Source organism: Brevundimonas sp. UBA5713 (assembly GCF_002419815.1).
Taxonomy (GTDB): Bacteria; Pseudomonadota; Alphaproteobacteria; order Caulobacterales; family Caulobacteraceae; genus Brevundimonas.
In genome coordinates, this window is sequence record NZ_DIGV01000062.1 from 1 (window position 1) to 22,170 (window position 22,170).

General features: G+C 62.6%; 18 protein-coding genes. 7 read left to right on the forward strand and 11 right to left on the reverse strand.

The window, feature by feature from the left end:
* From gspJ to gspM, 4 genes are all read left to right on the forward strand, one after another.
* On the forward strand, positions 1-443 hold a 443-nt coding region (gene gspJ, locus B3B04_RS14495; protein ID WP_292043897.1), incomplete at its 5' end, for a type II secretion system minor pseudopilin GspJ.
* Positions 440-1,429 (forward strand): type II secretion system minor pseudopilin GspK, encoded by a 990-nt coding sequence (gspK, locus tag B3B04_RS14500; RefSeq protein ID WP_292043899.1) that lies wholly within the window; start codon positions 440-442, stop codon positions 1,427-1,429. The genes gspJ and gspK, both read left to right, overlap by 4 nt.
* Positions 1,430-1,431: 2 nt before the next feature.
* Positions 1,432-2,520, forward strand: coding sequence for a type II secretion system protein GspL (gene gspL / locus B3B04_RS14505; protein ID WP_292043901.1), 1,089 nt, complete (start codon positions 1,432-1,434; stop codon positions 2,518-2,520).
* Positions 2,517-2,957 carry a type II secretion system protein GspM gene (gspM, locus tag B3B04_RS14510; RefSeq protein WP_292043902.1) on the forward strand — a complete coding sequence of 147 codons (441 nt, stop codon included), beginning with the start codon at positions 2,517-2,519 and terminating at the stop codon, positions 2,955-2,957. The genes gspL and gspM overlap by 4 nt, the downstream gene beginning before the upstream one ends.
* A 57-nt stretch (positions 2,958-3,014) precedes the next feature.
* On the opposite strand, the gene B3B04_RS14515 is transcribed toward gspM, so the two are convergent.
* Complete coding sequence (locus B3B04_RS14515; protein ID WP_292043903.1) at positions 3,015-6,596, reverse strand: ABC transporter permease/M1 family aminopeptidase; 3,582 nt, start codon at positions 6,594-6,596, stop codon at positions 3,015-3,017.
* 14 nt (positions 6,597-6,610) lie between these two features.
* Positions 6,611-7,498, reverse strand: coding sequence for an ABC transporter ATP-binding protein (locus B3B04_RS14520; RefSeq protein ID WP_292043904.1), 888 nt, complete (start codon positions 7,496-7,498; stop codon positions 6,611-6,613).
* 228 nt (positions 7,499-7,726) lie between these two features.
* Between B3B04_RS14520 and B3B04_RS14525 the strand changes: the two genes are divergently transcribed.
* Together B3B04_RS14525 and B3B04_RS14530 are read left to right on the forward strand one after the other, a co-directional pair.
* Positions 7,727-10,069, forward strand: a complete 2,343-nt coding sequence (locus tag B3B04_RS14525) for a TonB-dependent receptor (RefSeq protein WP_292043905.1) — start codon at positions 7,727-7,729, stop codon at positions 10,067-10,069.
* Positions 10,070-10,098: 29 nt separating this feature from the next.
* Complete coding sequence (locus B3B04_RS14530; protein WP_292043906.1) at positions 10,099-11,334, forward strand: dipeptidase; 1,236 nt, start codon at positions 10,099-10,101, stop codon at positions 11,332-11,334.
* Positions 11,335-11,400: 66 nt separating this feature from the next.
* Here the strand turns inward: B3B04_RS14530 and mnhG are convergent, their stop codons facing one another.
* From mnhG to B3B04_RS14565, 7 genes are all read right to left on the reverse strand, one after another.
* Positions 11,401-11,760 (reverse strand): monovalent cation/H(+) antiporter subunit G, encoded by a 360-nt coding sequence (gene mnhG, locus B3B04_RS14535; RefSeq protein ID WP_292043907.1) that lies wholly within the window; start codon positions 11,758-11,760, stop codon positions 11,401-11,403.
* Positions 11,757-12,056 carry a K+/H+ antiporter subunit F gene (locus B3B04_RS14540; protein ID WP_292043908.1) on the reverse strand — a complete coding sequence of 100 codons (300 nt, stop codon included), beginning with the start codon at positions 12,054-12,056 and terminating at the stop codon, positions 11,757-11,759. The genes mnhG and B3B04_RS14540 overlap by 4 nt, the downstream gene beginning before the upstream one ends.
* The gene (locus B3B04_RS14545; protein WP_292043909.1) at positions 12,053-12,553 is read right to left on the reverse strand and encodes a Na+/H+ antiporter subunit E; all 501 of its coding nucleotides are present in this window, start codon (positions 12,551-12,553) and stop codon (positions 12,053-12,055) included. The genes B3B04_RS14540 and B3B04_RS14545 overlap by 4 nt, the downstream gene beginning before the upstream one ends.
* On the reverse strand, positions 12,553-14,154 hold the full coding sequence (locus tag B3B04_RS14550; protein WP_292043910.1) for a monovalent cation/H+ antiporter subunit D: 1,602 nt from the start codon (positions 14,152-14,154) through the stop codon (positions 12,553-12,555). The genes B3B04_RS14545 and B3B04_RS14550 overlap by 1 nt, the downstream gene beginning before the upstream one ends.
* Complete coding sequence (locus B3B04_RS14555) at positions 14,151-14,489, reverse strand: Na+/H+ antiporter subunit C (protein WP_292043911.1); 339 nt, start codon at positions 14,487-14,489, stop codon at positions 14,151-14,153. The genes B3B04_RS14550 and B3B04_RS14555 overlap by 4 nt, the downstream gene beginning before the upstream one ends.
* A complete protein-coding gene (locus B3B04_RS14560) occupies positions 14,489-17,404 on the reverse strand; it encodes a monovalent cation/H+ antiporter subunit A (RefSeq protein WP_292043912.1) in 2,916 nt (971 codons plus the stop codon). The genes B3B04_RS14555 and B3B04_RS14560 overlap by 1 nt, the downstream gene beginning before the upstream one ends.
* 238 nt (positions 17,405-17,642) lie before the next feature.
* Positions 17,643-18,269, reverse strand: a complete 627-nt coding sequence (locus tag B3B04_RS14565; RefSeq protein ID WP_292043913.1) for a TetR/AcrR family transcriptional regulator — start codon at positions 18,267-18,269, stop codon at positions 17,643-17,645.
* A gap of 176 nt (positions 18,270-18,445) precedes the next feature.
* On the opposite strand from B3B04_RS14565, the gene B3B04_RS14570 reads away from it, so the two are divergent.
* The gene (locus B3B04_RS14570) at positions 18,446-19,141 is read left to right on the forward strand and encodes a Coq4 family protein (RefSeq protein ID WP_292043914.1); all 696 of its coding nucleotides are present in this window, start codon (positions 18,446-18,448) and stop codon (positions 19,139-19,141) included.
* Between the two features lie 40 nt (positions 19,142-19,181).
* Here the strand turns inward: B3B04_RS14570 and B3B04_RS14575 are convergent, their stop codons facing one another.
* On the reverse strand, positions 19,182-20,045 hold the full coding sequence (locus B3B04_RS14575; protein ID WP_292043916.1) for a bile acid:sodium symporter family protein: 864 nt from the start codon (positions 20,043-20,045) through the stop codon (positions 19,182-19,184).
* 66 nt (positions 20,046-20,111) lie between these two features.
* Positions 20,112-21,788 carry an FAD-binding dehydrogenase gene (locus B3B04_RS14580; protein WP_292043918.1) on the reverse strand — a complete coding sequence of 559 codons (1,677 nt, stop codon included), beginning with the start codon at positions 21,786-21,788 and terminating at the stop codon, positions 20,112-20,114.
* Between the last annotated feature and the right edge of the window lie 382 nt (positions 21,789-22,170).

Consider the following 22,170-nt stretch of genomic DNA (forward strand, 5'->3'; position numbering starts at 1 on the left):
ATTTGCAGCGCACCTTGGCCATTATGCGATCCGACATCGCCCAGGCCGCCCCGCTTCGCACGCGCGGCCCGACCGGACGACCCGCCGCCGCGCCGGTCATGACCGCGCAGCTTCCCGGTGATCCGGTGCTGTCTCTGGTCCGCAGCGGGTGGAGCAATCCGGACGCGGACCCGCGCCCCTCCCTACAGCGTGTCGAGTACCGGCTTGAGGACAACAGGCTGCTGCGCCGCGCCTATCCCTATCTGGACGGCGCGCGGGCGGGACCGCCGCAGGTCCTGTTTCGGGGCGTCAGCGATCTTCAGATCACCCTGATCCAAGGACGCTCCGAAGCGCCAGCCTATCTGCATTCCAATGAGCGCCCCCTACCGGACGCGGTGCGCGTGCGGATGACCCTTCAAGGCTATGGTCCGGTCGAGCAGGTGTTTCTGGTGACCGGCGCATGAGCGGCAGGCCTTCATCGCGCGAGGGCATGGCCCTGCTGACGGTATTGCTGCTGGTCGCAGTGATGGCTGCCGTGTGCGTGCTGATCCTTGATGATGTGCGATTTGCCGTCCGACGCACGGCCAATGTCGAGCATCAGAGCGAGCTACAGGCCTATGCCGGTGTGGCCGAGGCGGTGGCGCGTCAGCGTCTGGTGGCTTTGGTGGCCGGCAATCCCCTGCGCACTCCCATGACCCCCCGCTGGAACGGCCAGACCCAATCCACCGAAATGGAGGGCACGGTGGTGCGGGCCGTGGTGCGTGACGGGCAGGCCTGTTTCAACATCAACAGTCTGGTCACCGGTCAGGGCGAGGATTTGCGCGCCAATGACGAGGGCGCGCGACAGTTTGTGGAACTGGGCGTGGCGGTGGGCCTGCCGCGCGCACGCATGACCGGTGTGGCCGAGGCTGTGACCGACTGGATGGATTCCGACCAGAGCCCGTCCGGTCGCGGCGGTGCCGAGGACGATCGCTATGCGACGCGCCGACAGCCCTATCGCACAGCCGGATTGATGATGGCCGAGGTCAGTGAGCTGCGTGCGGTCGTGGGGGTGGACGAGGCGCTCTATGCACGGCTGCGACCCTATCTGTGTGCCCTGCCCGAGGCGCGATTGACGCGCGTGAATATCAACACGCTGGCACGTGAACAGGCCCCTGTTCTGGCAGCCCTCGGCGGCGGACAGCTCCGGTTGGAAGATGCGCGTGCCGCCCTTGCGGCGCGTCCGGCGGGTGGCTGGTCCAGCATTGCGGCCTTCTGGGCCACACCGGCCTTGAACGAGGTGGTGGCGGACGAGGCCCTGCGCAGCCAGACCGCGCTGGTGACGCATTATTTCGATCTTCGCATCGATGTGGAGGCCGAGGTCGGCCGCGCGGTGCGAACGGCCCTGATCCATGTCTCGCCCGAGGGCGAGGCGCGAACTGTTATCCGACGTTGGACGCCCGAAGAATGACTGTGAAACGTATCCTCTTCCTGCCTCCTGCGGCGGGCATGATTGCAGAATGGCGCACGCTCGATGCGGACGGTCATCGATTGCAGTCGGGTCGTTTGCTGCCGGATGATCCCGCCTTTGATGACGACATACCCACTGTGGCCGTGGTGCCGGGGGCAGATGTCGCTGTGCGTTGGCTGGACCTGCCGCGCGGCAGCTCGGCACAGGCCGTCGCGACAGCGAGGTGGCAGATGGCCGAGGCCCTGTCGCAGGATTTGAGCCAGTCGATTGTGGTGACCGGTACGCCCGATGACCAAGGACGCACGGTTGTGGGCGTGGTGTCGCAAACCTTGGTACAGGCATGGACCGACTGGCTGGATGGGGTGGGCATACGCCCTGTCGCCATGGTGCCAGACTGCGTGTGTCTGACGGCCCCGCCCGAGGGCTTGGTGACGGCACCGGCCTTGATCGGTGGCGACGTGATTGTGGCGGGCGCGGGCCTGTCGGTGACCGTTCAGGCGGACCTGCTGGAGGCCTTTTCACAGGGGCAGGACATTATCCATCTGAGCGGCGAACAGGCTGAACAGGCCCTGTTGCAAGGGGCCCGACACCCGCGTCTGAACCTGCTGGCGCAAGGGCAGGTGACAACGAACAAGCGCGGAGCGTGGCGTCGTGTGGCCGTCCTGGCCGCGGCGGTCGTGGCCTCGCCGCTGGTGCTTATGCTGGCTGGGGCCATGCGCGATGATTACGCCGCGTCTCGGGCCTTGAATCACGGTCGTCGTCTGGCCGTTGAAGTGGTGCCGCAAGCGACATCTTCGCCCGATCCTCTTGTCGAAGCCGAGACTGTTTTGGCGCAGCAGGCGACGGCGGGTGGGCAGGTGCCGGTATTGGCGGCAACGTTCGCCGCTTTGGAGCCTTTGAACGGAGCCAATCTGCAAGAGGTGGACATACGGGGGCGCGAGTTGCGCGGCGTGCTGCGTCTGGGCGATGCCGGAGCCATAGAGGCCTTGCGGACGGGACTGGAAGGACAGGGCCTTAGCCTGCGTCAGTGCGATCCTGTCACCGAGGACGGCGCGGTTGTCTGCAATCTGTCGGTAGAGGTGGTGCAATGATCGCGTGGTGGCAGGGGCGCACGCGCCGCGAACAGGGCTTGTTGGGCTTTCTGGCCTTGATGGTCGCTGTCGTCGGCATCTGGTACGGGGTGGTGAACCCTCTGCGTGCCTATGGCGATGCGGCCCACGCACGGCGATTGGTCGCCGAGGTCCGCTTGCAGCGGATTCAGGGGATCCATGCCGCGCGAAGCGCGAGTTCCTCATTGGCCGAGGCGCGGCAGGGGCTGGAGCAGGCTGCCCGACAGGTCTCGGTGAACCCTCAGATGGGGCGCGCCGAAGACGGTGGTTTGGCGTTCGAACTGGCGCGTGTGCCCCGTCAGGCGGGGTTGTCGTGGCTGGCGGCCGTCGATGCGCAAGGCGTGCCGGTCAACAGCCTGTCCATCATGCCCCACGATGACGGCACCCTAACGCTGAAAGGCTCTATCGGCGCGCAATAAAAAAAGGGGCGCACCCGAAAGGATGCGCCCCTGATTTTTGAGACCGTGTGACTTGGCCTATTCGACCTTGATCACATTGTCCTCCGTATTGCGGTCGATCCAGCGGGTATAGGGATCCACGCCCGCATAGGTCGGCTTGGTGTTGGCCACCAGACGGATGGTCTGCGGACCGCTACGGATCGTGTGACGCTCGATCGCGATCACATCGTCAGGCTTGAACGCCCCATAGCCGAGCTGTGCGGCAAACAGGCCGATTTCCATCTCCTCCTCCAGCGACGCGGGTGTCTCGGCACCCTTGTCGTCGGCATGGAGTTTGCGGGCATCGATCTGGAGCACCACGTCCCACTTGCCATCGGCACGTTCGCTGGCCCGCGCGCTGGTGACCTTGAGATCGTACAGGGTGATCTTCTGGAACAGATCGGTGATCAGCGCCTGTTTGTCGGCTGGCGCTTCCGCCCGCAGGGCGGCGATGAGATCGACCGAGCGCGGATAGGGCGCATTGCCGAACTTATGCGCGGCCAACAGCTTGGACAGGGCGCGGTTGACGGCATCCTCGCCCATTTGGTCCCGCAGCAGGTAAAGCACATGGCCGCCCTTGCGATAGTGGATATAGCCTTGGCTGGCCTCCACCCGCTCCAGCGTCCGCTCGCCAAGGCGTTCACCGCCACGGCTTCTTAGATAGTTGTCGAGGTCATATTTCAGGAAGCGACGGATCTGGTCCGCGCCGTACATTTTTTCCATGACCATCAGCGCCGAATATTCGGCCAGGGTCTCGGACAGGGTGGTGGCACCCTGAACATTGGCCCCGACGATCTGGTGCGCCCACCATTGGTGCGCCAGTTCGTGCGCGGTGACAAAGGTCACATAGTCCACGGCATCGGGCTTACGCAGGTCGGCGTTGAAACCGATGCTTTCCGAATAGGGCATGGTGTTCGCAAACGCCTGAGCGAAGGAACTATAGCCCGGGAACTCGATGATACGGGCCTGACGGAACTGGTACGGGCCAAAAGCCGACTGGAAATAGTCCAGACCGCGTTCCAGCGCCGTCAGCATGCGCGGGGCGTGCTGGCCATGGCTGGGGTGGTGATAGACTTCCAGCGACACGCCCGCATGGGTCTTTTGCGCCAGTTCATAGCGGGCCGACTGCACCGAGAAGAAGTGCAGGATCGGCGCTTCGGTCACAAAACGGGCCGTGCGACGTCCGTCCTTTACCGTGTCGGACACCTTATAGCCCGGTGCGATCGGGGTCTGGTCGGCCACGGTCGAGACCGTGATGTCGGCATTCACCCAATCGGCACCGATATAGTTTTGCTGCTGTCCGAAATCGTCGTCCAGATCGCGCATGCGCAGCTCAGGCTCAAGCCCGTGTTTGCGACGCTTGGTACGGTCAGTCAACAGGCCGCCACGGTCCATGCCGATGGCGGGCGCGAAGGCACCGTTGTTCACGAAGGTACCGTTGTCGACGATTGACGTCATCAGATTGCCAACGCCGAAACCGCGCTGACCGAATGCGGTCTCGAAGGTGACGGTGCGGGACTGACCCGGCTGAAGCGGCGTATCGAAGCGATAGATACGGTAGGCGTGCTCGGTCCATTCCTTGTCCAGCTTGGCGCCTTCAACCTCCAGCTTCAGCATGTCGGTCTCGCGGGGCCAGCGCAGGTGGATGGCCTCCATCGGCTGGTCGGTGTTGTTACGCACCACATAGGTGCCAACGGTGGTCATGCGGCGGTCCTGCGGGAACAGGTCCACGGCCAGTTTCACATCGGTGACAGCTGGCTGGCGCAGGTTCTCGAACGCCAGCAGTTCCTTTTCCATACGGGCCATACGGGCCTCGGCGGTCTGCTTGCGCTCATAGGTGTTCCACACATTGGTGTTGACGAACACGAACGCGCCCAGTGCCACAAAGGCCACCAGAGCTACGCCACCGATCACACCGGCCGGACCCTTCAGGCGGCGCGGGGCGCGAGCGAAGCGGGGCTTGAACCGCGTTTCCGAGCCACGACGCCACAAGGCATAGCTGATCACCATCAGGATCAGGGCAAACACGCCCCAATAGGCGTTGGTGACGGCGCGCAGGCTTTCGAAACCGGCGGTGCCGTTCAGGTCCGACAGCGGTACGACCGGCCCGTCGCCATAGCTGTAGAGGTAGTGGTCAAAGCCGAGCGAGCCAGCCACAATCGTCGCGATCATATAGAGGACCATGATGGCCCAGCCGACAAAGCGGTTCGGCGAGAGCGACTGAACAAAGATGGCTAGAATGGCGATCAGGATCATGCTGAAGGCATCGGGCAATACGTACCAGAGCAGGTATTTGCCCAGTTCATAGTCGTACCAGCCCTTGATGGTCTGGGAGACGACACCGGCAATCACCGACATCAGCAAGGTCGAGACCAGCACCAACGACAGGGCCATGGCCTTGGGCACGATGAAGGTCCAGTCCTGTGCCGAGGACGAGTCGACGATCTCGTGGATCTTGCGGTCCTGATCACGCCAGACCAGTTCGCCTGAATAATAGATGGCGATGACCAGCGAGATGAGGCTGAACGAGCCCTGCAGCATCTGGATGACGTCGCGCGTCTGGGGGAAGGTGCGCACGCCGTACATTTCGCCACCGAACAGCAGCGACATGAAGGCCATGAAGAAGCCAAAGGCCATCAGGATCAGATAGGCCGGGCTCTTGAAGATCAGACCCATTTCAAAACGGGTGCGGGCCGCGAACTGTACCAGAGAGTGGGACAGGCCATACTGGGGGCTGGCCAGCGGACGCGGGGCTGGTGCGGCCTTGGTCTCCTTGACCTTGCGTGCCAGCTTGGCGATCTTTTTCTCCTGCGCGCCGCGGGCTCCGCGATTGAACAGGGCCAGCGACAGGACGACGAAGCCCACGGCCACGCCTGCCCACAGCAGGCGGTTGCCCAGCAGTACGCCGCTCAGCGGCAGCAGTCGGGTGTTGCTCTCATCGGGCGTCCAGTAGCGGGTGGCCTCGAACAGGGCACCGGCGCCAAACGGGTCCAGCCACGCGCCGATCTCACGGGTTTCTGGCTTGGCCAGCAGGGTGTTGGTGGTGACGAAATACAGGATCAGAATCCCGATCACGCCCACATAGCTGGCCATCATCGAACGGGTGGCCGTCGCCAGCGCGAACAGGATGGCCGACGAGATGAAGACGTTGACCAGACCGAACACCAGATAGCCATAAGCATAGTGGACGGGGTTGAAGGCTCCGAGTGTTTCCGGATCCACCCACGGCATCAGCGTGCCCACAAGCATGCCGATGCTGACACTCACAAAGGCCAGAGCGGCGGCCAGAAATGCCCCGGTAAAGCGGCCCAGAATATAGGCCACGCGGGTCAGGGGCGTGGAATAGATGATGGAGCCGAAGCCGGTGGTGCTGTCACGCGCAACCGAATTGGCCACCAGAGATGCGGACCCCAGCATGAAGAAGACGCTGAAAGCCATATTGGCGACCATCAGGGTGACGGGGGAGTTGGCGTAGACATTGCCACCCGAGCCGGACAGGCTGATGTTGTCGCTTGCGGCCATGATGCCAAAGCCGAGCAGCGCAAAAAGAAGGGATACGACCCAGAAGGCGGGCTGCCTGAGCTGGTATCGGAATTCAAAGGCCGCAATTCGGGCAAACATGCTGAGTCTCCCGATTAGGCGGCCAGCTCGACACGGCGCGAGGCGCTGAGCGTCGAGAAGTAGACGTCTTCCAGATTACCGCTGACCGGTTCGAACGCGGTGCCGGGGCTGTTGTCGGACAGGACGTGGATGACGGTGCGACCGGCGAACAGGCGGGTGGAGATCACCTCATATTTGGCGCGGTAGTCTTCCAGATGTTCCTTTTCGATGGTGGTGCGCCACACGCGGCCCTTCAGGCTGTCGATCAGTTCCAACGGGGCCCCTTCCTTCTGAATGCGGCCACCGGCCAGCACCGCCATGCGCGGGCACAGATCGGCCACGTCTTCCACGATGTGGGTCGACAGGATGACCACCACATTCTCGCCGATCTCGGCCAGCAGGTTCAGGAAGCGGTTGCGCTCTTCAGGGTCGAGGCCGGCAGTCGGCTCGTCGACGATGATCAGTTGCGGATTGCCGATCAGGGCCTGGGCGATGCCGAAACGCTGACGCATGCCGCCGGAAAAGCCCGCGATGGCCTTCTTGCGCACGCCCCACAGATTGACCTGGTTGAGCAGGGTCTCGACCGTGTCCTTGCGTTCCTTGCGACCGGTCACGCCCTTCAGCACGGCCATATGGTCCAGCATGTCATAGGCCGAAACGCGCGGATAAACGCCAAAGTCCTGAGGCAGATAGCCCAGCGTACGGCGGAGCAGCTCCGGCTCCTTGATGACGTCGATGTCACCGAATTTGATGCTGCCGGACGTGGGCGATTGCAGGGTGGCGATGGTGCGCATCAGCGTCGACTTGCCCGCGCCATTGGGCCCCAGCAGGCCGAACATCCCGCGCGGAATCTCCAGCGAGACATCATCGAGGGCGCGTGTCCCGTTGGCGTAGATATGCGTGAGACTGGAAATCGACAGCATGAAGGGGCTCCTGAAAATATGGCGGAAATCGTCAGCACCTAGGCCGCAAACACAAGTGAACGTTCTGTAAGGTGGTAGTTTATCGCATTGAGGTTGCGCGGCTATTTTAGAATAACTAAACTATATAACGCGATTACTGCGGTTGTATAGCGCCCGGTTTTAGCCGCCCTTTAGCCCTCGAAATCACTGCGAAGGCCTGTCCTCGCCGGTGTGACGAGGGGAACAGACATGGCGTCGTTAGCGATAGACCGTTTAGTGTATCTAGGTGTCGGGGCGGCCCTGACTGTGGCGGGGCCTGCATGGGCTAACAACCTGCCCGATAATGGCCAGACCCGCGACCCGTCACACAATCTAGGGGAATTGGTGGTGCAGGGCCGCCGGGTCTCCGAGGCCAGCGCGGCCATCGGGCGGGACCAGACCTCCAACACCATCTCCATTACCCGCGAAGCCTTGCTGTCGGCACCCGCCGGCGTGTCGGGGCTGAAAATGCTGGAAGGCCTGCCGGGCTTCAATGTTCAGGCCAATGATGCGCTGGGCCTTTATGAGTTCGGTAATTCGGTGTCGGTGCGGGCCTTCAACTTCCAGCAGATCGGCTTTGTGCTGGACGGCGCACCCATGGGCCGCTCGGACCAGTTCGGCGGCAGTCCGATCTTCCGTTATGTCGAGAATGAAAACCTCGGCATCGTCACCGCCTCGCAGGGGGCAGGGGATGTGTCCCTGCCCAGCTATGCCTCGCTGGGGCCGATCGTTCAGTACGACACCATCCGCCCGGCCAATGATTTTGGCGTCACGACCACCCTGTCGGCAGGCAGCGATGATCTGCGACGCGGCTTTGTGCGGCTGGATACGGGGCAGGTGGGGCCGGTGTCGGCCTATGTGTCCTATTCGGACTTTTCCGCCGACCTGTGGCGCGGGCCGGGCAACATTCGCCGCCAGCACGCCGAGGCCAAGATTCTGTACGAGGCCGACAATGGCGCGACGCTGGATTTCGGCCTGATCTGGAACGACTATTTCGACTATGACGCCCCCGCCATTTCCAAGGCGCAATATGCGGGCACGGCGGGGGATATCTTTGGCCGCTCGGGGCGCGACTTTGCCTATCTGGGCACGGTGCCGGACCTGCCGGAAACGGTGGCCGGCGTGCGCTATTCCAACAGCGCCCACAACCAGTACTACAAACAGGCCGTCAACAGCCGCACAGACGTGCTGTACCGCCTGTCGGGCAGCCTGCCTCTGGGCGCAAATGCCCGCCTCGAGGCGACCGCCTACTATGAGGACAAGGAAGGCTATGGCATCTCGCCCGAGGCCTACGCCACCTCCTTGACCAACCACAATGCCCAGCGCGCGATCTGGACCGATCTGGTGGCACCACGCGGTCTGCAATACGGCCTATCGACAGTGGAGGGCGAGCGTCAGGGGCTGACCGCGCGGGCCGTATTCGCGCTGGCCAACCACACCCTGACCGGCGGCTTCTGGATCGAACAGGACGATTTTCACCGCACCCAGGGCCGCTTCAATCAGGAGAATGGTGATCCCGATGGTCAGCCCCTGTTAAACGAGCAGGTCCATCGCCAGCGTGATTTCACCTCTACCCGCAAGACGACCCAGCTGTTCTTGAAGGACGAGATCGACCTGCTGGACGGGCGGCTGAAGTTGGATCTGGGCGTCAAGGCGCTGGACGTCGATTACGAGATCAGCGGCTATCGCAATGCTGCGGATTATATCGCGCAACGCCAGCCCACGCTGGGCCGCACGTGGAAGGACAATCTGCTGCCGCACGTAGGGGTGCTGTATAATCTCAGCCCCAGCGAGCAGGTGTTTGCCTCCTACGCCGAAAATCTGGCCCTGCCGCGCGGGGCGGACGATGTGTTCGCTCTGGCCAGCCCGACCGCCAGTACGCCAGAAACGGAAACATCCGAAAACTGGGAGATCGGCTTCCGCACCAGCCGCCCGCGCTTCAATGCGGCGGTGGCGCTGTATCGCACCGTCTTCAATAACCGGCTGCAGTCCTATGCCGTCACCGTGCCAGGCAGCACCACGACCGAAAGCTTTTTCCAGAACGTGGGGCAGGTCGAGGCGCGCGGGGTCGAGTTCTCCGGTCTGTGGAAGCCCGAAGGCCTGTCGGACAAGGTCTATTTCAACCTGAACGCCAGCTATAATCAGGTGGAGTTCAAGGACGACCTGCCGAACTTTGTGCCCGTCACCGGCGCGGCCCTGCCAATCAGCGGCAACACTGTGCCCGACAGCCCCGAATGGGTCATTCAAGGTGGGGTGACGTTCGAGCCCGTGTCGTGGGTGGTGGCCAATCTGTCGGTGCGCCACATCGGTGAAAGGTTTAGCAATTTCACCAACACCGAACGGCTGGACGCCAACACACTGGTCAATGCCTATGTCGATTTCGGCAGCGACTGGAGGGCCGGACCGCTGCGCGATCTGCGGCTGAGGCTCAACGTCGATAACCTGTTCGACGAGGCCTACCTCGGCACCATCACCTCCACCGTCAACACCAATGCCACCTTCCGTCCCGGACCGGCGCGCACCTTTCAGGTGTCGCTGACCGCGGCGTTCTGATCCTTCGTCCAACCCTAGGAGAGTAAGCGATGAAACTTTGGCTTGTGACCGCGGCCAGTGCCGCCCTTATGGCTCCTGCGCTGGCGTGTGCCAGCACCGGTGTGGGCGAACCGCCAACCGCTGCGGTGGTGGAGAGTGTCCACCGCAATGCGCTGGTGCTGGATTCCCACGCCGATGTGCTGATCGACAGCACGCCACGCCGCTATTTCCTGCCTGATGGCTCGTCGCGCGTCAGCGCCGACAAGCTGAAGGCGGGAGAGGTCGACGCAGTGGTGCTGTCGCTGGCGGTTGGACCCGGCCCGCGCGATGCCGCCGGAATAGCCGCCGCCCGCTCCGAGATTGATGCCAAGCTAGCCGCCGTGCAGGCGAATATTGCGGCATCCCAAGGCCAGCTGGTGCTGGCAAGATCCGCGGCCGACATCGTCAAGGCCGAACAGGAAGGGAAGACGGCTGTGCTTCTGTCATTCCAGAACGCCCGTGCACTGGGCACCGACATCGGGGCAATCAACGCCCTTTATGACCAAGGCGTCCGCGTCTTTGCTTTCAACCACGCGGGCCACAATGACTGGGCCGATTCCTCGCGACCCAGCGAGGGCGAGCCGGTGGCCGAACACAACGGCCTGTCGCCGGTGGGCCGTCAGGCGGTGCCGCGCCTGAACGATCTGGGCGTGCTGATCGATGTGTCGCAACTGTCCAAGGATGCGCTGCTTCAGACCTTGGCCCTGTCGCGGGTGCCGGTGGCGGCCACCCACTCCAATGCCCGTTCGGTGCGCGAACACACCCGCAGTCTGAGCGACGAGGAGCTGGATGCCATCAAGGCCAATGGCGGGGTGGTCCAGGTTACGCCCTTCAACACCTATCTGGTCCAGCTGGACGAGGCGGCCAAGGCCAGGGTGCGCGAGGTGCGGGTGAAGTACGGCCTGTCGTCGGAGTTCAATGCGGGCAACGACAACTACAGCACCCTGCGCGGAGACACCCAGCAGGCGTTTCTGGACGAGCTGGCTCAGGTTCAGCCGCGCGCCACGGTGAAGGACTTTGTCGACCACATTGACTACATCGCGCGCCGCATTGGCGTCGAACATGTGGGTATCGGCACAGACTTCGACCACGGCTCGGGCATCGAAGGCTATAACTCGGCGGCAGACAGTCGGGCGGTGACGGCCGAACTGCTGGCGCGCGGCTATACGCCCGAACAGGTCACGGCCATCTGGGGAGGCAACTTTCTCAGGGTGCTGAGGGCCGCAGAGGCTGCGCGTCGCGTTTGATCCCCTCGGGCGCGTGCGTAAAAAAGGCCGGAAGCGTTACAGCTTCCGGCCTTTTGCATGGGCAGATCAGAAGTCGTCTGCGGGAACGTCATTGCCCTCGACGCGGTCGCGGTAGATGGCCGCGCGGGCAAGGATCACAAGGGTGACCGGCGTGGTGACCGTGAGGAAGGCCCCGACAAGAATGGCTTTCAGGGTCGGTGCCCCGTCGGTCACGCTGAACATGACGATCGAGGCCGTCACAATGCACAGCATGCCGAAAGTGGTGCCCAGCGTGGGCGCGTGAACCCGCTCGTAAAAGGTTCTGAACACCGTCAGGCCAATCGAGCCGATCAGGGTGACACCGGCACCCACCACGGCGAGCGCGGTCACCAAAAGAGCGGCCCACATCGGAATGCCCGCCAGATGGGCGCTTGCTTCAGGGCTCATTCGATCACCTCGCCTCGCATCAGGAATTTGGCCAGCGCCACGGTGGAGGCAAAGCCAATGATTGCGATCACCAGCGCGACCTCGAAATAGGCCATGAGGTTGGTGCGTAGGCCGTGCACCAGCACCAGCAGCATGGCGTTCATATAAAGGCTATCGACCCCGAGCACGCGGTCCTGTGCGCGCGGGCCGCGCCAGATGCGCCAGGTGGACAGGACCATGGCCGCCGCCAGCAGGACCTGCGCCAAGCCCAGTCCCCAGAACAGGATGTCGGCGGCTGTGATGTCGGAGAGGCTCAAGGAAAGATCTCCATCAGCAGGTCTTCGTAGCGGTTCTTGATGATGGCGGGCCAGTCCTGCTCGTCGTCGAAATCCAGCACGTGCAGCAGCAGGATGCGGCGATAGCGGTCATATTGCACCCACAGCGTACCGGGCGTGCTGGTGATGATGATGGCCAAGGTGGCCAGCGCAAAACGGCTGTTCAGACGCAAGGGGATTCGCACAAAGCCCGAGACGCGGGTGTGACGCTTCTTGCCCAGGATCAACCGCACGACCGTCCAGTTCGAGTGAATGATATCTAGCGTCACGTGGCCGATCAGTTTGAGCATGGCCCAGGGATTGCGAACACGTGGGCGCTCGGGCTCCAGTGCCCGCATGGCTTGGGGCACGAGCAAGGCGACAATGGCGGCAATCACCACAGAGCCTGCCCCGAACGGCGAGTTCATCAGCAGCCAGACGGTGAACAAGGCGATCGACAGGATGGGGTGGGGCAGCACAAAGTTGAATACGCGGGTCATCAGGTACGCCCCTTCAGCACTGCGGCGACATATTCGGACGGACGGCTGAGCCACTCGCCGGTGTGCTCGGCAAAGGCCAGAGCCGAGCCGCCTGCAACCGTCAGCCAGATGCAGGCCAACACCAGACCGCCGATGGCGATGAACTCGGGGCTACGGACCACCAGCGCGTTGTTCTCGTCACGATCCCAGAACCCTTCGATGCCGATACGCACCAGGGAAATCAGGGCAGCGAAGCTGGAAAGGGTCAGAATGCCGATGACCCACCACGGTCCCATCTGGCTGGCGCCATCCCCCGACAGCAGGTTGATGAAAATGGTGACCTTGCCAATGAAGCCGGCGAGCGGCGGCATGGAGGCCACGACCAATACAGCCGTAATAAAGGCTGCGCCGAGTACGGCCAGCGAACGGGGCATAACCCGCCCCACTTCTTCCACATCTTCGGCGGCGAAGGGATCGGTGTATTCGTCATCGAAGACGGCGTAGGAATCATCCGCGCCGGGGTCCTCGCCGCGCTTCAGGATTTCAGCGATCAGGAACAGGGCACCGGAGGCGAGGGTAGAGGCCACCATATAGATCAGGGCCCCGCCGATAGCATTGGCCTGCCCCATGCCGACGATGGCCAGCACCGTGCCCGACGATGTCATGACCGCATAGCCGATCACGCGCTCCAGCCGCGTGGCCGCGATCATGCCTGCCGAGCCGAAGATGACAGTCGCCAGACCGATGACCAGAAGCAGTGACTGGCCAAAGCCCGCGCTGTCACCACTGTCCGGCCCGAACATCAGCATGCTGAGACGCAGCAGAACATAGACGCCCACCTTGGATAGCAGGGTGAACACAGCCGCCACCGGCGCGCTGGCTGCCGAATAGGCACCCGGCAACCACAGGCCCAGCGGCCAGGCCGCCGCCTTGATCAGGAAGGCGACGCCGAGAATGGCGCAGCCTGCTTCGAACAACGGACGGTTGGCGTCGTCGATGAAAGCGACGCGGGCTGACAAATCGGCCATGTTAAGTGCGCCGACGGTGCCATAGATCAGAGACACGCCGATCAGGAAGAACAGGGAGGCGGTCAGGTTGATCGCAACATAGCCCAGTCCGGCCCGCACGCGCTTTTCCCCCGAGCCATGCAGCAGCAGGCCGTAAGAAGCGGCCAGCATGACCTCGAAGAAGACGAACAGGTTAAACAGGTCGCCCGTCAGAACGGCCCCGTTTACGCCCATCATCAACAACAGATAAAGCGCGTGGAAACGCGGTCCGGCGCGGTCCCAGCGGGCCAGCGCAAAGATCAGACCTGCGGCCGACACCACAGAGACCAGCGCCAGCATCATGGTGGACAGACGGTCGGCCACCAGCACGATGCCGAACGGTGCCGCCCAGTTGCCGAGGCTATAGACCCGCGCGGTGTCTGTACCGCCCGAGCCACCGATAGTGGACTCCTGCAGCAGCAGCAGGGCGATTGTCAGCAGCGCCGCACAGATGCTGAGGCTGAGCAAAGCCTTGGTTTTGTAGCGTTGCTCCTTGAGCAGCAGCATGAAAGCTGCGGCGATCAGGGGCAGGATGATCGGCAGGATGATCAGATGTTCGAGTAAGGACGGAGTCATTCGGGCTCGTGTCCATCAACGTGGTCGGTGCCAGTGATACCGCGGGCGGTCAGCAGCACGACAAGATACAGGGCCGTCAGCGCAAAGGAGATGACGATGGCGGTCAGCACAAGAGCTTGGGGCACGGGATCGGCAAAGGCGGTCGTGTCCACTTCGCCTGAAGATACGAGAGGCGGAGCCCCCTGTTTCAGGCGACCCATGGCAAAGATGAACAGGTTGACCGCATAGCCCAGAAGGCTGAGGCCGATGATGACCTGAAAGGTTCGCGGACGCAGCAGCAGCCAGACGCCGGACGCTGTCAGCACACCGATGCTCAAGGCCAGAATGATTTCCATCAGACGCCCTCCTCGGGTGCTTCGACAGGTTCGATTTCGCGCGCCTTACGTAGCGACTGGTGCGCGATAGCGGTCAGCATCAGCACGGTCGCCCCCACAACCAGCAGGGCAACGCCAAGGTCAAAGATCAGGGCTGAAGCGGTCGGCATTTTTCCGATCAGGGGCAGCTCGGTGTACTGGAAGTAGGTGGTCAGGAACGGATAGTTGAAGATCCACGGCACCAGACCGGTGAAGGCTGCGATCAGCAGGCCGCCGCCAATCCAGTACAGCGGGCGAATACGAAGGCGATCTTCCACCCAGCGGGCACCGTGGGCCATGTACTGCAGGATAAAGGCCACCGACATGGCGATACCCGCGGCAAAGCCGCCGCCGGGCAGGTCATGCCCACGCAGGAACAGGTGAAGCGCCAGTACGATGATGAACGGGAATGCCCAGGTCATCACGACGGACGGGATCAGCAAGGTTTCTTTCAGGGTGTCACCCGGCTTGCGCTTTTCATGGCGACGATCATGGCGCTCCTGCACCCGCTTCTGCTCGGTGACGCCCATGCTCTCCTTGGCCGGACGGAAGCGACGAAGCAGGGCCCAGATGGTCAGGCCCACAATGCCCAGAACCGTAATCTCGCCCAAGGTGTCAAAGGCCCGGAAGTCGACCAGCAACACGTTCACCACATTGCGTCCACCCCCGCGCGGATAGCTTTCCTGCAGGAAGAAATCGGCAAGGTGGCTTTGGCCCGGGCGGGTCATGACGGCAAAGGCCAGAACGGCCATGCCGACACCGGCGGTCAGGGCGATGACAAAGTCACCACCACGGCGGGCACGAGAGCGCCAATCCGTCTTGGGCGGGGCCATTTCAACAGAGCGTTTGGGCAGCCAGCGTAGACCCAGCAGCAATAGAACGCCGGTGACGATCTCGACCAGAATCTGGGTGGTGGCCAGATCAGGGGCCGAGAACCACACGAAGGTTACAGAAACCACCAGCCCTGACGCACTCATCAGTGCTACAGCGGCGAGGCGGTGATATTTGGCCTGCCACGCCGCGCCGATGGCGCAGCCGCCGCCGATGATCCACAGCAGTGCAAAGCCCAGACCCGGGCGCTGCATGGTGATGCCCGCCTCGTCAAAGCCCAGACCGGCATAGCCGATAGCCACAAATGCCGAGACGATGGCCGCCAGCACCAGCGCGCGGATGCGCCATTGCTGTCGCTGTGCGCCGAAGACCTTTACCAGCCATTCGGCCCCGTCGAACATCAGGCGCATGGTGCGCTCGAACGCCCGCGCGCCGTTCAGTCCCCCGACGATCCAGGTCGCCTTGGCGCGGTTGATGTGCTTGCCGCACAGGATATAGGCCACCGTTCCGCCCACCAGCGCGATCACGCTCATGAGCAGCGGCATGTTGAAGCCGTGCCAGACCTTGAGGCTGTAGTAGGGCGCATCCGGCCCCAATACCGAATGCACGGCCAACGACAGGATCGGCCCGATGGTGATGGCGGGAATGACGCCCACAACCACGCACAGCAGAACCAGAAGCTCGATGGGGAAACGCATCCAGCGCGGCGGCTCGTGCGGTTCCTTGGGGCAATCTTTCGTCGGCGGGCCAAAGAAGGCCTGATGGATGAAGCGCACCGAATAAAGCACCGACAGGCCACTGGCCACAGTGGCCAAAATGGGGACCAGCAGCGAAAGGTCGCGACCCTCAGGAGCCTCCAGAGCTTCGGTCAGGAACATTTCCTTGGACAGGAAGCCGTTCAGCAGCGGCACACCCGCCATGGCGGCGGCAGCCACGATGGCGAGGGCCGCGGTATAGGGCATGGCCCTGCGCAGGCCCGACAGCTTGCGGACGTCGCGCGTGCCGGTCTCGTGGTCGATGACGCCCACTGCCATGAACAGCGAGGCCTTGAAGGTGGCGTGGTTGACGATGTGGAAGATGGCCGCGACCGCTGCCAGCGGAGAACCCAGCCCCAGCAGCAGGGTAATCAGGCCCAGATGGCTGATGGTGGAATAGGCCAGCAGACCTTTCAGGTCGTTCTGGAACACAGCGACCCATGCGCCAAACAGCAGGGTGATCATGCCTGCGCCGCCGACGATCCAGCCCCATTCGGGCGTGCCCGCCAGCACCGGCCAGAAGCGCACCATCAGGAAGACGCCCGCCTTCACCATGGTGGCCGAGTGCAGATAGGCACTGACCGGCGTCGGCGCGGCCATGGCGCGCGGCAGCCAAAAGTGGAACGGGAACTGCGCCGACTTGGTCAGCGCACCCAGCAGGATCAGGATCAGGGCCGGCAAATAAAGCGGGCTGGCCTTGACCACATCGCCCGCCGCCAACACCACATCCAGATCAAAGCTGCCGACAATACGGCCCAGCACCACGACGCCCGCGAGCAGGCACAGCCCGCCCAGTCCCGTGACCGTCAGCGCCATGCGCGCGCCGTTCTGGGCCGCCTCGGTGTGGTTCCAATAGCCGATCAGAAGGAAGGAGAAGAGGCTGGTCAGTTCCCAGAAGAGAACCATCTGGATCATGTCGCCCGACATGACCACGCCCGTCATGGCCCCCATAAAGGCCATCAGGAAGCTGAAGAAGCGCGGGACCGGATCGTTAGGGTCCATGTAATAGCGGGCGTAAAGGACCACCAAGGCCCCAATGCCCTGAACAATCAGGGCAAACAGCCATGCAAACCCGTCAACACGGATGCGGAAGGCGATATCGAGAGTGGGAAGCCATTCCCAAGCCAGCCTGACCGTCTCGCCACTGGCGATGGTGGGGTACAGGGCCAGCAGCGAGATGACGCCCGCTAATGATGCTGTCCAAGCCAGTGCTGCCGCTGCATTTCGCGCCTTCGTGGGTAGGAAACCGGCCGCAACCGCAGCGACGAACGGCGTGAAAAAAGGAATAAGCAGCAGTAAGGCCTGGGGCATCCGCGGGCAGGTCTCCTGTTATCGATATCGATGTGGAATGGCACCACATCTAGGGAAGTTGAACCGATTGCGCCAGAGGTCGGTGTGCGACCAAATTGCGCTATCGCGTCCGTGACTTGCGCCGCGGTCGTTTTCAAACCCTTGTAATCAAAAACAGGATCAGTGTCTGATCACTAAATCGCCAACTGCGTGTGCCGGAGGCGATAAAGATCAAGCGGATTGATCGGCCAGTCGCGCCCTATTGCGCCGGTACGCTGTTCTTTAGCAGGAAGGCGGGCAGGAGCTGGGCCACTGTCTGACGGCTGGCATCCGGCTCCTGATCCAGCATATCGCGCAAGGGTTCGCCGATCAGCGCCTCGCCAAAGGCGGTCAAGGCGATGAACAGAACGGCGCTGCCGATGGCTTGGCGGGGCAAATGATCCTGATTGCCGATCTTGGTCTCGATGGCATTGACCAAATCCTGCACGGCCACGCGCACCGGTTCCAGATGCGACAGATCTCCCGACAGAGCGATCCATGCCGCCAGTCGGCCCGCGCCGCCGGATGAAAAGGCCTCGAACACCGCATTGACCACTTCCAGCGGCGCGCCCTCGTCGGTGCGCAGGCGCAGCACGGCTTCCTGAATGGCCGCGGCCAAATCCTGTACCATCGACCCCATCAGGGCCGACTGCAGGCCAGCGGCAGAGCCGAAGTGGTGGATCAGATTGGCGTGGGTCACACCGATGCGACTGGCGACCGCCGACAGGGTCACCGCGTCCGGTCCGCCCGAGAGCAGAAGGGCGCGCGCCTCGGTAATGGCTTCGCGACGGGCCTCTTCGGGCGAGCGGCGGCGGCGGCGTGGGCGATCTTGATTATTAATTGACATCAGTGTAAATGACATTTCTGTAGGTAGTGTGTCTTAGGCTCCAACAGGAGGAACTGCAAGTGAATGCAGCCACCGCAGAAGCTTCCGTAATGGAACTGTACCCATCAGTGAACACGGACCCCGTTCCCACATCATTGACTTCGCGGAGAATTCAGCCGCTGCGGGCCTTGAGGGCCATGCGCCGGCTGATTGCCGACAAAGACGACACCGAGCAGGTGTTCGAGATCATGAACGCCTTGTCCGGAAACTCGATCCGCCGAGGATATACCAAGCTGCTGGCCCACCCGATCGGCGGTCTGGAAGCCTATCAAAGGACCGAACTGGCGGACATATTACAGGATCGCGCGGCTTTGGCCAAACTGCCCGAAGGCAGCGTGGGGCGCGCCTATCTGGCCTTTATCGAAGAGCAGGATTTTTCCGCCTACGGATTGGCTGACGAAAGCAAGAAGGTGAAGGACACGCTGATCGAGGCGGCCCACCCCTATGCGTGGTATGGTCGGCGCCTACGTGATGTCCACGACCTGTGGCAAGTGATTACCGGCTATGAGGCCGATGCGCTGGGTGAGGCCTGTCTGGTCGGCTTTTCCTATTCGCAGACGCGCAGTCTGGGTTTTGCGGTCATCGCCTGGGGCGTGGCCATCCAGTTTGCGCGTGCCCGCACTGGCTATCCCGCCGCACGCTCTATCATTCGGGCGTTCAGGGATGGCCGCAAGGCCGAGTGGTTGCCGGGGCTGAACTATAGAAAGTTGCTGGCCATGCCTCTGGACGAGGCGCGCCAGATGCTGAACATCCCCGATCCGGTGCTTTATCGCACGGTGCCCAAGGCGGTGCGAAACCAGTATGCCGGTTCAAAGGATGCTTTGGCGGCTTGAACTATAAAGACGGCGGGCCGGATGACTGGCCCGCCTTTTTTCATGCCGCCTTTGGGGTGCGGCGTGTGATCAGCCAGCCGAACACGGCGGCAATCGGGAACATCAGCACTCCGTAGATGGCTGCGGGCAGGCTCATGTCGGGACTTTGCAGCACCGACTGGGCGATGACGATAGCCAAGGTGGCGTTGTGCAGCCCTACCTCGAACGAGGAGGCGATGGCCTGCGATCGCTCGATCTTTAGCAGGCGCGGCACGGTAAAGCCGATGGCGAGGCTGAGCAGGCAGAACAGCACGACGATGGCCACCAGACTGCCCAGATGCTGCATCAGGGCCTCGCGTCCCGACAGGGCCGCGCCGAGAATGACCACAGTCAGGATCAGGATGGAGCCAAGGCGCACAGGCTTGTCCATCGCCATGGCAAAGGCGGGCTTCATCTGTCGCACTGTCATGCCCAAAATCACCGGCACCAGCACGATCAGGAACACTTCCAGCGTCTTTTTGAACTGGAGCCCCACAGTCATGTCGCCCGGCTGGAAATAGGCCACCGACAGATTGACGATAATGGGCAGGGTAAAGACCGCGATCACCGAGTTGATGGCCGTCAGGCTGATGTTCAGCGCCACATCACCTCTGAACAGGTGACTATACAGATTGGCTGTCGTGCCTCCGGGCGAGGCGGCTAGCAGCATCATCCCCACCGCCAGCAGGGGCGGCAGGCCAAACGCCAGACACAGGCCGAAGCAGACCATTGGCAACAGAAACAGCTGACAGGCCAGCGCTACCACAGCCGCTTTGGGCCGTTTGCCGACGCGCACAAAATCCTGCGGCGTCAGGTCCAGACCCAGTCCGAACATGATGATGCCCAGAGCGATCGGCAGGCCCAGAAGTACGATGGGTGAATCCATGGCGTCTGCCTCCCCGCAGTCCGTCCGTATTTTTTAGGAACTTAGCTAACAGCGATTCCTGACGGTTTATAGTGTCCGGTTCAGCGCGCGTCCGGCGGTCAGGCCCGAGAAGATGCAGCCGCCTAAAAATGTGCCCTCCAGCGCATTATAGCCGTGCACGCCGCCCCCGCCGAAGCCCGCCGCTTCGCCCGCCGCATAAAGACCGGGCAGGACCTCGCCATCGGGCGTCAGCACCCGCGACGACAGATCGGTTTGCAAACCGCCCAGTGATTTGCGCGTCAGGGTGTGCAGTTTGATCCCGATCAGCGGCCCGTGTTTCGGGTCCAGCAGCCTGTGCGGTTTGGTGGTGCGTGCCAGCCGGTCGCCCAGATAGCGGCGGCTGTTGTGGATGCCTTGAATCTGCACATCCTTGGCATAGGGATTGGCCACCTGCGCATCGCGGTCGTCGATGATTTGGCGAATGCGATTGGCGTCTAGTAGCGGCTGTTCCGTCAGGCGGTTCATGCCAGCCACCAGTTCTTCCAGTGTGTCGGCGGTGACGAAGTCGGCTCCGTGCTGGCGGAAGGCCTCGACCTCGAGCGGCGGCTGCGACGACAGGCGCGAGCGGAAGACCTTCAGGCGTTTGCGATCGGTGATGTCGCGGTTCTGCTCCGAGCCGGACAGAGCAAACTCCTTGGCCAGAATGTCGCGTGTGACGATGAACCAGCTGTGGTCATGCTCGGCGATATCCGGCGTGGTGCGCAGATATTTCAGCGTCGCCACCGTGTCGTATCCGGGCAAGGCGGGAAAGGGCAGGCGACGCCCCAACGCATCCAGCCATAACGGCGACGGCCCCGGCAGGATACGGATGGCATGTTGCGGCCAGATCGGATCCCAATTCTGCACTCCCTCTACATAATGCCACATACGGTCACGGTTCACGAGCCGCGCGCCCGCCTGTGCGGCAATGTCCAGCATCCGCCCGTCGACATAGGCGGGCACGCCGGTAATCATTGATTTCGGTGCGCGGCCCAATCGCTCTGGCCAATAGCGGCGCACCAGATCGTGATTGCCGCCAATGCCACCGGTGGCCAGCACCACAGCCTGGGCCTTTAAAGTAAACTGACCGACCTCAATGCGGTTGGTGGAAACGCCGCGCGGACTGTCATCCGGCGACAGGATCGTCCCCGATACGCCTGTGATGCGGCCACCCTCGACGATTAACTCGTCAACGCGGTGGCGATAATGAAAGACCAGCCGCCCGCTCTTGGTGGCCTCGCGGGCGCGATCGGCAAAAGGCTCCGATACCCCCGTACCCGTGCCCCACGCCACGTGAAAGCGAGGCACCGAGTTGCCGTGTCCCGTCGCCTGACCGCCCCCGCGCTCTGCCCACCCCACCATGGGCGTCAGGCGGATATCGTGCTGATGTAGCCAGTGGCGTTTCTCGCCCGCCGCAAACTCCACGTAGGCGCGGCCCCATTGGCGCGCCCATTGGTCCTCGTCCAGCGGCCCCGACAAACGATCCCATCCAGCGCTGCCCTGCCAATCACGCCACGCCAGATCGACACTGTCTTTAATACCCAGACGTCGCTGCTGCGGAGTGTCGACCAGAAACAGGCCGCCAAACGACCAAAAGGCTTGCCCGCCCAGATTATGGTCATTCTCCTGATCGACCAGCAGAACCTTGCGCCCTTCGCGCGTCAGTTCATGCGCGGCGACCAAGCCCGCCAATCCCCCGCCGACAACAATGACGTCTGCGTCCATCTCAATCCTCTCCCGATCCCAGTGAAAGGCGTGCCATGAGATAATGCTAACATCAATGTCAATTTATATCCCTCCGCATATTGACAACGAAGTTAGCAATGGCATTGTCTGCGGACTTCCTCCTATGGAGGGAGTGGGACGGTTTGGAACCGGCATCCTCCAACACGTCCTCCTGCTAGCGCTTCTGACTCCGGCGCATTCCTCGGGGCCGCCCACCTCTCCGGCGGCCCCTTCTTTTCTTCGCTGCATATAAAGATGGAAGCCGAGCGCTTCGGACTGCCTCAGTACTCTCGGATTCACGTTCTGCCGAAAGTTTGGTTTCCGACGAAGGAATCGGTTGTGGACTCAGAATGGCCCGCCTATACAGCCGCCTCGCTCGGCG